Raw genomic sequence first — 13,670 nt, 5'->3', positions numbered from 1 at the left:
TGGAAAACTAGGTACGTAACGGCAAGTAGGGCAACAGGCGTTGGGTTTCACTGCGCACCACCGCATAGCATTCACAACTCAGTCGTTCCAGCTGCGGCCGATCGAGCACCTTGATGTGCCCGCGGCTGTACTCGATCACCCCCAGGCGCTGCAACTTGCCGGCCGCATCGGTGACGCCTTCGCGGCGCACGCCCAGCATGTTGGCGATCAGCTCCTGGGTCATGTTCAGCTCGTTACCGGTCAGGCGGTCCAGCGACAGCAGCAGCCAGCGGCACAACTGCTGATCGATCGAGTGGTGGCGATTGCACACGGCGGTCTGTGCCATCTGGGTGATCAGCGACTGGGTGTAGCGCAACATCAGCAGCAACAGCTCGCCATGGCGGTCGAACTCGTCCTTGAGCCGCTGGCCCGGCAAGCGCCAGGCAAGCCCGGCACTTTGCACCACGGCACGGTTGGAGGTGCTTTCGCCGCCCATGAACACCGCAATGCCCACCAGCCCCTCATTGCCCACCACGCAGATCTCCGCCGAGGCGCCGTTTTCCATGACATACAGCAGCGAAACGATGGCATCGGTGGGAAAGTACACATGCGTCAGCCTGTCGCCCGGCTCGTAGATCACCTTGCCCAGCGGCAAGGCAACCTGCTCAAGGTGCGGCAGCAGCCGCTCGCGTACCGGGTCGGGCAGGGCGGCGAGCAGATGGTTCTGCCCGCTGGCTGGATCATGGGACATGGGGCCGGCATCCATAGGGTAAGGCCCTAGGGTACTCCCTTTAGCAAGGGTAACGTCGCGGTTGCCGATGCAGCGCACAGCAAGGTGACCTGATGCTCGGCGCCATCATCGACCAGCGACAGGCTTGTGCCGTCGATCACCCCGCCATCCAGGCTCAGCACCTGTACGGCCTGTGTGCCGTGGTGCACATCGATGTGATAAACGCTGGCGCCATACCGGTACTGCAGGCTGAAGCCCGACCATTCTGGCGGCAGCAGCGGTTGCAGCAGCAGTGTGCTGCCCTGGCGCTCCACCCCCAGCAGCGATTCGACGATCAGCCGGTACATCCATCCGGCCGCACCGGTGTACCAGCTCCAGCCGCCGCGCCCGGCATGGGGCGCCACACCGTAGACATCCGCCGCCATCACGTAGGGCTCCACCTTGTAGGTGTCGATGCGGGTGGCATGGCCCTGGCTCTGGGGGCTGATCATGCGCATCAGTTCCCAGGCGCGGGCGCCGTCGCCCAGGCGGGCGAACGCCATGCTCGCCCACACGGCGGCGTGGGTGTACTGGCCACCGTTTTCACGAACCCCCGGTACATAGCCCTTGATGTAGCCGGGGTCGAGCGTGCCCTTGTCGAACGGCGGGTCCAGCAGCAGCACGATGCCGATATCACGCCGCACCAGGTGGCGGTCCAGCGACGCCATGGCACTGCGGCAGTGATCCAGGGGCGCGGCGCCCGACAGTACCGACCAGCTCTGGGCGATGGAGTCGATGCGGCACTCCTGGTTGCTGGCCGACCCCAGGGGCTGGCCATTGTCGAAATACGCACGCCGGTACCAGGCGCCGTCCCAGGCATGGGCCTGCAGGTTGCTGCGCAGCCGCAGCGCCTGCTCGCCGCAGCGCTGGGCAAAGCGGGCGTCGCCATGCAACTGCGCCGTTTCGGCGAACCGACGCAGCACCTCGTGGGCGAAAAAGCCCAGCCATACGCTTTCGCCGATGCCGTGCTCGCCCACCTTGTTCATGCCGTCGTTCCAGTCGCCGCTGCCCATCAACGGCAAGCCGTGGGCCCCGACGCAAAGGCCGTGCTCCAGCGCGCGCTGGCAATGCTGGTAGAGGGGCTCTTGCAGGGGCGAATGACCGGGCAGGTCGTAGTAGGACTCCTCGCCGTTGTTGAGTGCGCGACCGTCCAGATAGCCGACGGGCTCGTTCAGCACCGCAGTGTCACCAGTGATCTGCACATAGCGGCTGGTGGCCAGGGCCAGCCAGAGCATGTCGTCGCTGCAACGTGTTCGCACGCCGCGATCCATCGGCGGGTGCCACCAGTGCTGCACGTCGCCCTGCACGTACTGGTGGCGGGCACACAGCAGCAGGTGGGCGCGGCTGCTGGCAGGGTCGGCGTGCACCATGGCCATGCTGTCCTGCAACTGGTCCCTGAAGCCAAATGCACCGCCGGACTGGTAATAGCCGCTGCGGGCATGGAAGCGACAGGCAATCACCTGGTACATCAGCCAGCCGTTGACCAGCACGTCCAGCGCAGGCTCCGGGGTGTGGATGCGCAGGCTGCCCAGGGTGGTGCGCCAGTGCTGCGTGACCCGCGCCAGTTCGACGTTGGCGGCGCGTACGCCGCGGTACTGCTGCACCCGCCGGGTGGCGGCCTTGGCGTCCTGCTCGGCGCCCAGGCGGAACACCACTTCGCGGCTTTCACCAGGCGCCAGCTCGACGCTTACCTGCAACGCACCACAGGGGTCCATGCCGCCGCCGAGGCGCCCCGAAAGGCGCGCCCGGCGCTGGGCTGCCGGGTCGGCCAGGGTACCGTTGCGCCCCAGAAACTCGACCCGGTCGCCACTGAGGCCGGCCTGGGGCCAGTCGCAGTCCAGAAACCCCACGCGACCCGAGAATTCGATGGAGTAGGCGTTGCGCGCAAACAGTGCGCCACTGAACGGGTCGGCTTCGGTGACGACGTGCATGGCCGACTTGCTGCGCAAGTCCCCCAGCACCCATTCCACGTAGCAGGTCGCTGACAGGCGTCGCGCACGATCGCCGGTGTTGCGCAGCACCAGGCGCGAGAATTTGACCGGCGCATCCAGCGCCACGAACACCCACAGCTCACTGTGTATGGCGTCCTGCACATGCTCGAACACGCTGTAGCCAAAGCCGTGGCGGGTTCGGTAGGCGCCGCTGCCCGGGCAGGGCGCCGGGGTCGGCGACCAGACCTGCCCGGAATCTTCGTCGCGCAGGTACAGCACTTCGCCGCCGGGGTCGCTGACCGGGTCATTGTGCCAGGGGCTCAAACGGTACTCGTGGGCGTTTTCGTACCAGCTGTAGGCACCGCCGGTTTCCGAGACGATGCTGCCGAACCCGGGGTTGGCCAGCACGTTGACCCAGGGTGCCGGGGTCGGCTGGCCCGGGCGATGATTGATGATGTATTCACTGCCGTCGGCGCTGAAGCCGCCGTAGGCGTTGCCCAGCGTGGGCGCCATGGCCAGCGGCTGCAGCGTGTAGCCGGCACTCTGCGGCCCTTGCAGCAGGCTGGGGGTGAACGGCGCCAGGGCCGGCTCGATGCGCCGCCGGTGGACCTGCTCGGCCAGGCTGCCATGGCTGTCGTTGAGTATCAGGCGTGCCACCGAGCGCATCAGCGTGCGGTCTTCGCTGGACAGCTGCTGCGCAGGACGCACGAAGATGCCGCCGGGGCGGTCCAGCAGGGCCGCTTCGACCCCGGAGGTCACCAGGCCCATGATCAGGTCCTGCAGTTGCTGGCGGTAGCCGGCCTGGTCTTCGTTCCAGATCACCAGGTCCACCACCAGGCCTTTCTGGCGCCAGTAGGCATGGGCCTGGACCATCTGCTGCACCAGCTCGATGTTGGCCGGGTCGGCGATCTGCACCAGCACGATGGGCAGGTCGCCGGAGATCGCCTGGCCCCACAGCCCCGACTGGCTACGCCGGTTACTGGCCAGCACGGCGCTTTCGGCGCGCAATGCAGGGTTGGCATACAGCACCGAGGCCGCCATCTGCTCGAACAGCCGGGCATCGGCCATCGAGGTGTTGAGCTGGCGCAGCAGCACCTGGCTGTGGGTCCAGGCCAGGTCGAACACCCGGTCGGCCAGGTGCCGGTCGCGGTATTTGTCGATCAGGTGCAGGCAGGCCTCGCGGCTGTCGGCCACCCCGGTGACCAGGTCGATGGTGGCGCTCTGGCCAGGCTCCAGGCTGATACGGCAGCGGATGGCCACGACCGGGTCGAGCACCGCACCGGCAGTGCCGGACAGCTGCTCGCAGGTGTCCGTCAGCGCGGCCGGCGCCTGCAGGGTGCGGCCGCGGCCGATGAAGCGGGCACGGTCGGTTTCGTAGGAGATCTGCTCGATGTCCGCCCCGTGGGCTGCCAGCAGGTGGCACATCCACGGCACGGCTTCGTCACTGGCACGCGGACGCCGGCTGCACAGGATCGCCTGCAGCGGTCGCACCAGCTCGGTTTGCACGAACAGCTTGCTGAACGCCGGGTGCAGCGCATCGCTGATGGCCGAGGCCAGCACCACTTCGGCGTAGCTGGTCAGCTCCAGGGTGCGCCGGGTACGGGCGCGGTTGGTCAGGTGCAGGCGACGCAGCTCGATATCGTCCTCGGGGGACACCACGATCTCGGTGTGGCAGTCGAAGTTGAACTCGCGCACGCGAAACTCGGCGCGGGCATCGGTGAACACGGTTTCCTGGCTGTGCGCGCGATGCTGGGTGGGCTGGTAGGTCGTGGACCAGAAATGCCCGCTGGCCACGTCGCGCAGGTAACAGAAGGTGCCAAGGCTGTCGCTGGCGATGTCTTCGCGCCAGCGCGTTACCGCCATGTCGTTGCAGCGGCTGTAGCCGCCACCGGCATTGCTGACCATGACGTGGTAGCGCCCGTTGGACAGCAGTTGCACGGCCGGCCGACGACGGTCCGGGTCGGTGAACACGCGCAGCTTGGTTTCATTGCCCTGGCTGGCATCGTCGACGGTAGGCGCCTGGGCTGCATGCAGGTATTGCGTGGCGCGTTTGGGCACGCGCTCCTGCAGCAGCAGGGCACAGGCCTGGAAGGCCGGCTCGGCGGCAAAGCGCCGCTGCATGGGCTGGCCCAGCAGCAGCGAGGTCAGGGCCAGCAGGCTCATGCCCTGGTGGTGTGCCATGAACGAGCGCACCACGGCGGCATCGGTGCCAGGGGGCAGGCGTGCCGGGGTGTAGTCGACCGCCTCGTACAGCCCGAACCGCCCGGCCAGCCCCTGCTTGGCCAGGCGCCGCAGGTTGTGGCAGGCGGCCGCGGGCGCGACCATCAGTGCCAGGGAACTGGCGTAGGGCGCGACCACGTTGTCCTCGCCCAGGCCACGCTTGAGGCCCAGCCCCGGCACGCCGAAGGCGCGGTACTGGTAGTTCAAGTGCGCATCGACGGTGTTGTAGCCGGACTCCGAAACGCCCCAGGGCGTGCCCAGCTGGCTGGCATGCTCGATCTGGCGGGTGACGGCCGCCTGGCAGGTCTGGTCGAGCAGTGTGCCTTCGTAGCTGGGCATCACCAGCATCGGCATCAGGTACTCGAACATCGAGCCGGACCACGACAGCAGCACCGGCACCCCGGCATTGCTGGTCAGCAGGCGCCCCAGGGCAAACCAGCTTTCCTGAGGCACCTGGCCCTGGGCGACGACCACGAAACTGGTCAGGCGAACTTCGGATGCCAGCAGGTCGTAGAAGGCGCTGTCCAGGCGTCGCTCATCGACGTTGTAGCCGATCACGAACAACTCGCGGCGGGCATCGTAGAGAAAGCCGAAGTCCATGTCGGCCATGGCCTCGACGCGCTGGGCAAGCTGCGCCGCCTGCTGCATGCGCTGGCGGGCCAGGGCCTGTACCTGCAGCACCTGCGGGCGATCGGCAGCGCACCACTGCTCGGCGTCCAGCCGCGCCAGGTCGCGCCAGCAACCGGTCGGCGGCCGCACGCCCGGTTCGTTGGTGGCAGGCAGGGCAAAACGCAGCAGTTCGTCGCGCTGCTCGGTGCACTGACGTTGCAGGCTGTCGAACCAGAAGCGCGCGTCCGGATCGTCGGCGGGCGCCGGCAGGTCGAGTGCGTCCTGCAGCAGCTGCGCCAGATCGTGTGGCTGAGGTGCCAGCAGACGCCGGCATAACGCCTGTACCTCGGTGGCGGGCAGGCCGGCACTGGTCAAGGCCTGGCCGAAGACTTCCAGGGTATCGAGCAACCCCTGGGCCTGGCGCGGGTCATCCAGCGGTGTGTCGGCCAGGCCCAGCAGGCCGGGATTCAAGGTCAGCAGCAGACCGGCGAGATTGCCGCTGTCCACCGTGGAGACGTACAGAGGTGGCAGGGGTTTCAGGGTGAGGGTGTCGTACCAGTTGTAGAAGTGGCGCTGGTGACGCTCCAGCCCGTCCATGCTGTCGAGCATGGACTGCAGGCGCTCGAGCAGCCGCCCGCCGCCAAGGTAGCCAAAATCGTGGGCGGCCAGGTGGGCCAGCAATGCCATGCCCATGTTGGTGGGCGAGGTGCGGTGGGCAATGCGGGCAACCGGCAGTTCCTGCACGTTGTCGGGGGGCAGCCAGTGGTCGTCGGGGCCGACGTATTGCTCGAAAAACGCCCAGGTCTGGCGCGCAAGGTTGCGCAGAAAGCGCAGGTCTTCGGCAGTGGGGTCGAAGTGCGCGCGCGGGGAGGGGCGGCTGATCCACCAGGCCAGTGCCGGGCTGGCCAGCCACGCCAGCAGCAAGGGCGCCGCCAGGGCCAGGGTCATGGGGCTGGGCAGCAGGCACAGGCACAGGCCCACGACCAGGGCCAGTATCGGGGCGCTGCACATGCTGCGGTACAGAGCCCCCAGACGATTGACACTGGTGCGTTCGACTTCCCGTGACGGGCTCCATTGCAACAGGCGCTGCTTGCTGACCAGCATGCGCCACAGCGTACGCACGATAGCGTCAAGGCTGTAGTAGGCCTCATACGGCAGCCAGGCCAGGTGCAGGCCGGCGCGCGCGAAATGCAGGGCGCAGCCGCGCAGCGCCGCCCACAGGTGCTGCGCTAGGGGTACGTCGACAGGCTTGCGCAGCATCTCCAGCAGGGTGCCGAGCACCGCGTGGGTCAATACCAGCAACAGCGCGGCAAGGGTCCACAGCCCGGGCCGGCCCGAGGCCAGCCAGCCCCACAGCAACAGGCACAGCAATGCACCGGGCTCCAGGCTGCGGCGCAGGTTGTCGAACAGCTTCCAGCGGGCCAGGGCATCCAGCCGGTTGCGCGCATAGGTGCCGCCAGCGGTGGGCGCCCAGGGCAACACCCACGGCAGCAGTTGCCAGTCCCCGCGAATCCAGCGGTGGCGGCGCTTGACGTCGGCGCTGTAGCGGGCCGGGTACTCTTCGAACACCTGAACATCGCTGAGCAACCCGCTGCGGGCGTAGCAGCCCTCGATCAGGTCGTGGCTGAGGATGCGGTTGTCCGGCAGGCAGCCTTGCAGCGCCTGCTCGAACGCATCCACGTCGTAGATACCCTTGCCGATGAACGAGCCTTGTTCGAACAGGTCCTGGTACACGTCCGACACTGCGCGGGTGTACGGGTCGACGCCGGCGTCGCTGCCGAACAGTCGCGCATACAGCGAGCGCGCCGCGCTGGGCAGGCTGATGCCGACCCGCGGTTGCAGGATGGCGTAGCCGCTGCCGGCCTGGGCGCGGTTGAGCGGGTGCTGCATGGCCCCGACGAACTGGCGGGCCGCATTGCGCGGCAGCTGGGTGTCGGTGTCCAGGGTGATGACGTAACGTACCGCCTCCAGCACCTGGACATCCCCCACCTGCAACATGAAGCGCCCCTCACCGTGCCCGCGCAGCAGTGCATTGAGACCGGCCAGCTTGCCGCGCTTGCGTTCCACGCCCATCCACACCTGCTCGGCGGGGTTCCAGCGCCGCGGACGGTGCAGCAGCACGAAGCGCGCATCGTTCGGGTACTTGTGGTTCAGGCCCTCGATCAGGCTGGCGGCCAGGGCCATCAGCGCGGCGTCTTCAGGCAGGGTTTCGCTGGGCGCATCGAGAAAATCGGTCAACAGGGCAAAGTGCAGGTAATCGTCACGATTGGCCAGAAAGCGCACTTCCAGCCCCTCTGCCAACTCCTCGATATCGGCGGCATTGGCCATCAGGGTGGGCACCACCACCAAAGTACGCGCCTCAGCGGGCAGGCCCTCGCTGAAATCCAGGCGCGGCAGCAGGCGGGGCGTCACGCTCAGGGTCACCAGCCAGTTGACCAGGTCGATGGCCAGGCGGCTGGTCATCACCAGCGTGGGCAGGGCCAGCGCAAGCAGCACTGCCAGTGGCCAGCCATCGCGCAGCGTGGTGTACAGCAGCGGTGCGCTCAGGCCCAGCGTGAGCAGCGCCACCGGGCCGAGGAAGAACGTGAGTGGCGCGCGATGCAGCAGTCGCCGCCAACGCTCGCCCAGCGCCACGCCGGCGTGCACGCGGCGCTCTAGCTGCGCTCGCCCGGCGCCGACCAGGTAGAACCCCACATGGGTGGTGGCGCTGGCGTGTGGCAGCGGGCTGGGCGCACCGGCGGCCAGTTCGACGGCGGCGCGGGCGATTGCCGCCTGCGACTGTGCGCTGTGCCGGGACAGGCGTTCGATGACATGCCGGTAATGATCGCGGCTGGCGAAGTCCATGGCTGGGTAGATGCCGGCAGGATCGCTGCGCAGCACCCGTTCGACGTGGCTCATGTGCTCGACGAATTCGCGCCAGTCGCTGGTGGCGAGCAGGCGCAGGCTGGCAATGCTGTTGCTGACCGAGACCTGGTCGGCTGCCTGCTGCTGGGCATCGAGCTGCACCTGACGCTCGATGCTCAGGCCGGATTCGGCGAGCATCTGCTCCACCCAGGTCAGCGGCTGGATCAGCGCGGCGCTCTGGCCTTGCAGGCGGCGTGCGAGCTCGGCGACGAAGGCGGCGGTCATCGGCGGCTGCGAGCGCGCCATGTCGGCCAGCACCAGCACCACGCTCTTGGCGTCGCGCCCGGCGGTCTCGCGCAGGCGGTCGGCCCAGTCGTTGGCCAGGTTGCGGTCGGCCCAGCTGGCCATGACCCGCGAGGCGACCCGGCGCAGGTTTTCGATCAGCGCCAGGCGCAGCATGATCGGAATGGCCCACAGCTCGCCCAGCGCCAGGGAGGTGACGCTCTGGTAGGCCTCGACGAAGTGGCTCAGGCTGTCCACGTCGACGCGCCCATCGCCATGGGCGATGGTTTCCAGGGCGATGTCATACACCCGCGGCAGCCCGCTGGACACGCCGTTGGCCAGGCGTGGCAGCTCCCGGCTGTAGCCTTTGGGCAGGTGGGTCTTGGCGATGCGGATGTGTTCTTCGACCAGGTAGTAGTTGTCCAGCAGCCATTCGGCCGCCGGCGTGACCCGTCGCGCGGTGGGCTGTTCGGCGATCAGCACCGCGCAGCTGCTGGCCAGGGTCCGTTCGTTGTCGGCCAGCCGTGCCAGCAGGGTGTCCTTGCCGCTGCGGGGGCTGAGGGCGTGGTGCTGGGCCAGAAAGGTGCCGTGGGCGGCCATCTGCTCGGCGCTGAACAGTTCGGAGCGCAGGATGGCTTCGTATTCGAACTTGCGGGGTGTGGTGCGCCAAAGGCCTGCGTTGCGCAGGCTGGCGCGTGCACGGCTCCAGTAATTATCCATAAAGGCCTGTAGGTGCTCGCGTCGCGGGGTCTGGCCCCCAGTGTGGCGACGCATGGCGCAGGCGTCTGTTCGCTAGCGAACACAGTGGGCTTTGTGCCCGGCAACCGGTAGGCGCTGGCCATGCCAGCGAAGGGGCAGCGCGCACCTTGCGGCAACGGCGTCGGTGCCTTCGCCGGCAAGGCCGGCTCCTACAGGGCGCCGGTAAGGTCGCTCAGCTGTCGGGAAACTCGACCGACAGCAGCCACTGGGTGAACGCCTGCAGCGCTGGCAACTGCTGATAGCGCGTGGCGTAGGTGAGGTAGTAGCCACGCCCGCTGTCCACCGGCTCGAACAACGCCACCAACTCGCCGCTGGCGATCTCGTCCTGCACCAGAATGCGTGGCACCAGCCCGATGCCGATACCGGCCACCGCCGCCTGGATCAGGTGGGCAGTCAGCTCGAAGCCCGGCCCCATGCGCATGGCCCGGTGCTGCAGGCCGTTCTGTTCGAACCAGTCGGCCCAGGCATGGGGGCGTGACACCACGCTGAGCAGGGCCTGCTGCGAGATGTCCGCCGGCGTCAGGCTGGCGTAGCCGGGCAGGGCGCCAGGGCTGGCCACCACCACCAGCGTCTCGGACAGCAGCCGATGCGCCACATGACCGGGCCAATGCCCGGTGCCGACACTGATGAAGGCGTGCATCTGATCCTTGTCCTGCTCGGCCGGGGCAATGCGCGAATGCATGTGCACCAGCACGCCGGGGTGGCGGCGGTAGAAGTCATTCATGCGCGGCAGCAGCCACTTGGAGCCGAACGTGGGCAGCACCGCCAGGTGCAGCGGCCCGTCGCCGGCCTTGTGGGCGATGGTCTGCAGCGTCGCGTTGCGAATGCGGGCCAGGGCCGCGGCCAGCTCGTGGTGATACAGGGCGCCGGCGGCGGTGAGCTCGATATGCCGGCCCACGCGGCTGAACAACGCCACCTCCAGTTGCGCCTCCAGCGCCTGCACCTGGCGACTGACCGCACTCTGGGTCAGTGCCAGTTCTTCGGCCGCCTTGGTGAAGCTGCCATGGCGCGCCGAGGCCTCAAACGCGATAAGCACCGACATGGAAGGGGTGAGTCGTCTTGGATTCATTCATAAAGCTCATGCAAAAGTCACACGAAATTCAGTTGTAGGCCCGCGCCGCACACGGGAACATAGCCCCATAAAGCATGCGGCAGACCTTGCCTGGCTGCCAAGCATACGTGTTTTGAATGTGACGCTGCGTCATATATCGCCTCAGGATCCCTTGTCATGATTGCTCTGCTTGCCCCCGACCGTGTCCCCGCCAGCCATTACCAGCGTTTTCTCGATGCACTGCAGAGCGAGGGCTTCAGGGGCGAGGTCGCGCGCGACATGGGCCTGCGTACCGTGCTGGCCACCGACAACTCCATCTACCAGCGCCTGCCCCAGGCGGCCGTGTTCCCCCGTGACGCGCAGGATGTCGAGTTGCTGGCACGCCTGGTCGCCCAGCCGCAGCATCGCTCGGTGGTGCTCACGCCGCGTGGCGGCGGTACCGGTACCAATGGCCAGTCGTTGACCGACGGGATCATCGTCGACCTGTCGCGGCACATGAACAACATCCTCGAGATCAACGTCGAGCAGCGCTGGGTGCGGGTGCAGAGCGGGGTGGTCAAGGACCAGCTGAACGCCGCGCTCAAGCCCCACGGCCTGTTCTTCGCGCCGGAACTGTCCACCTCCAACCGTGCCACCGTGGGCGGCATGATCAACACCGATGCCAGCGGGCAGGGCAGTTGCACCTATGGCAAGACCCGCGACCACGTGCTCGAACTGAGCACCGTGCTGCTGGGTGGCGCTCGCCTGGACACCGCACCGATCGACAACCCGCAGTTGCAGGCCTGTACCGCCCGTACCGACAAGGTCGGCGAAGTCTATCGCTGCGCCCAGGCCATTGCCGACGGCAAGGCGGCGCTGATCGAGGCGATCTTCCCCAAGCTCAACCGCTGCCTGACCGGCTACGACCTGGCGCACCTGCGCGAAACCCCGGACAGCTTCAACCTCAACAGCGTGCTGTGCGGTTCGGAAGGCTCGCTGGGCTTCATCGTCGAGGCCAGGCTCAATGTGCTGCCCATCCCCAAACACTCGATCCTGGTCAACGTGCAGTACGCCGCGTTCATGGATGCACTGCGCGACGCCAAGGCGCTGATGGCGCACAGCCCGCTGTCGATCGAGACGGTGGACTCCAAGGTATTGATGCTGGCGATGAAGGACATCGTGTGGCACGGCGTGGCCCAGTACTTCCCGCCGCACCCCGACACCCAGACCCTGGGCATCAACCTGATCGAGTTCAGCGGCGACGACCTGGATGCCCTTGAACAGACCGTCGACGCCTTCATCCAGCACCTGCAGCGCGACACCTCGGTGGTGCGCCTGGGCCATACCCTGGCGGTGGGTGCCCAGGCGGTGAACCAGGTGTACACCATGCGCAAGCGCTCGGTCGGTCTGCTGGGCAACGTGCAGGGCGAGGCACGCCCGCAGCCCTTTGTGGAAGACACCGCCGTGCCGCCGGAGAACCTTGCCGACTACATCTTCGAGTTTCGCGCCTTGCTCGACAGCCACGGCCTGCAGTACGGCATGTTCGGCCATGTGGATGCCGGCGTGCTGCACGTGCGGCCGATCCTGGACATGAAGGACCCGGCCCAGGCCCAGCTGATCCGGCCGATTTCCGACGCCGTCGCGGCGCTTACGCACAAGTACGGGGGCCTGCTGTGGGGCGAGCACGGCAAGGGCCTGCGCTCGCAGTACGTGCCGGACTTCTTCGGTGAGCTGTACCCGGCGCTGCAGGACCTCAAGGCCGCGTTCGACCCGTTCAACCAGCTCAACCCTGGCAAGATCGCCACCCCGTCGAGCGTGCCGACGGCGCGCCTGACCGAGGTGGACGCGGTTACCTTGCGCGGCGACCTGGACCGCACCATCGACGAGCGCGTGTGGCAACACTATGAAAGCGCCGTGCACTGCAACGGCAACGGCGCGTGCTACAACTTCGACCCCAACGACGCCATGTGCCCGTCGTGGAAGGCCACGCGCAACCGCATCCACTCGCCCAAGGGCCGTGCCTCGCTGATTCGCGAATGGCTGCGCCGCCAGGGCGAGGCGGGGGTGGACGTGCTGAACCTGGCGGGAGCGGGCAGGGTAACCGGTGTAGCGCAGCGCACCTGGAACTCCCTGGCACGCCTGGCAGGGCGCAAGGACTTCTCCCATGAGGTGTACGAGGCGATGTCCGGTTGCCTGGCGTGCAAGTCGTGCGCAGGGCAATGCCCGATCAAGGTCAACGTACCGGAGTTTCGCTCGCGCTTTCTGGAGCTGTACCACAGTCGTTACCTGCGCCCGATGAAGGACTACCTGATCGGCTCGCTGGAGTTCAGCATCCCGCACCTGGCGCGCTTGCCGCGACTGTACAACGCGATCATGGCCGCCACACCGGTGCGCTACGTGCTGCAGCACATGGCCGGCATGGTCGACAGCCCGCTGCTGAGCACCCATGACTTCGAAGCCGAGTGCAAGCGCTGGAACGTCAAGCAGGCAAGTGTGGGCGCCCTGGCCGCGTTGTCCGACGAACAACGCAAGCGCAGCGTGATCCTGGTGCAGGACGCGTTCACCCGCTTCTTCGAAACGCCTCTGGCAGCCCAGTGGCTGGAACTGATCAGCCGCCTCGGCTACCAGGTGTACCTGGCACCGTTTGCACCCAATGGCAAGCCGTTGCAGGTGCAGGGCTTTCTGGGGGCGTTCGCCAAGGCTGCGCAGTTCAACGCCAAGTCGCTGCTGCTGTTGCAGGCCTCGGGCGTACCCCTGGTGGGCCTGGACCCGGCGATGACCCTGGTATATCGCCAGGAATACCGCAAGACCCTGGGCAACGACGGTGCCCCGACCGTGGCTTTGCCACAGGAGTGGCTGGCGTCGGTGCTGCCCGAATCGCCAGCGGTGGTCGACGAAGAGGTCTACCAGTTCCTGCCGCACTGCACCGAAAAGACCAACGAGCCGGCGGCGATCGCGCTGTGGCAGAAGGTGTTCGAACGCATGGGGCTCAAGCTTCAGGTGCTTGCGAGCGGTTGCTGCGGGATGTCCGGTACCTATGGTCACGAGACCCGCAACGTGGCCACCTCCGCGATCATCTACCAGCAGTCCTGGCAACCGATCGTGGCCCGGCATGGGCAGGGTGGCCGGTTGCTGGCCGATGGTTATTCGTGCCGCAGCCAGGTCAAGCGCCAGGAGGGGCAGGGGTTGCAGCACCCGCTTGAGGTGTTGCTGGCGCGGGTAGCCCGGCAAGTGTGATGATGGCCTG

At 67.3% G+C, this 13,670-nt stretch carries 4 protein-coding genes; 1 reads left to right on the top strand and 3 read right to left on the bottom strand.

Annotated features, from left to right (window positions below; translation table 11 throughout):
* Window positions 1-7: 7 nt before the first annotated feature.
* From LOY33_RS12415 to LOY33_RS12405, 3 genes are all read right to left on the bottom strand, one after another.
* Window positions 8-730: a Crp/Fnr family transcriptional regulator gene (locus LOY33_RS12415; RefSeq protein WP_043862791.1), complete on the bottom strand. Its 723-nt coding sequence runs from the start codon at window positions 728-730 to the stop codon at window positions 8-10.
* 26 nt (window positions 731-756) lie between these two features.
* The gene (locus tag LOY33_RS12410; RefSeq protein ID WP_258662834.1) at window positions 757-9,354 is read right to left on the bottom strand and encodes a glycoside hydrolase family 94 protein; all 8,598 of its coding nucleotides are present in this window, start codon (window positions 9,352-9,354) and stop codon (window positions 757-759) included.
* Window positions 9,355-9,565: 211 nt separating this feature from the next.
* Window positions 9,566-10,462: a LysR substrate-binding domain-containing protein gene (locus tag LOY33_RS12405; RefSeq protein ID WP_078480977.1), complete on the bottom strand. Its 897-nt coding sequence runs from the start codon at window positions 10,460-10,462 to the stop codon at window positions 9,566-9,568.
* 159 nt (window positions 10,463-10,621) lie between these two features.
* On the opposite strand from LOY33_RS12405, the gene LOY33_RS12400 reads away from it, so the two are divergent.
* Window positions 10,622-13,660: an FAD-binding and (Fe-S)-binding domain-containing protein gene (locus LOY33_RS12400; protein WP_258662832.1), complete on the top strand. Its 3,039-nt coding sequence runs from the start codon at window positions 10,622-10,624 to the stop codon at window positions 13,658-13,660.
* Window positions 13,661-13,670 lie beyond the last annotated feature (10 nt).

This window comes from Pseudomonas sp. B21-036 (assembly GCF_024748925.1).
Taxonomy (GTDB): domain Bacteria; phylum Pseudomonadota; class Gammaproteobacteria; order Pseudomonadales; family Pseudomonadaceae; genus Aquipseudomonas; species Aquipseudomonas palmensis.
Note: the sequence above shows the minus strand (reverse complement) of the source record. Positions and strands in the feature narration are given on the sequence as shown.

Excerpts from the sequence above, each read along its gene's own strand:
- LOY33_RS12400 (WP_258662832.1), top strand. The coding sequence starts at position 10,622 with ATGATTGCTCTGCTTGCCCCCGACCGTGTCCCCGCCAGCCATTACCAG.
- LOY33_RS12410 (WP_258662834.1), bottom strand. The coding sequence starts at position 9,354 with ATGGATAATTACTGGAGCCGTGCACGCGCCAGCCTGCGCAACGCAGGC.
- LOY33_RS12405 (WP_078480977.1), bottom strand. The coding sequence starts at position 10,462 with ATGAATCCAAGACGACTCACCCCTTCCATGTCGGTGCTTATCGCGTTT.
- LOY33_RS12415 (WP_043862791.1), bottom strand. The coding sequence starts at position 730 with ATGTCCCATGATCCAGCCAGCGGGCAGAACCATCTGCTCGCCGCCCTG.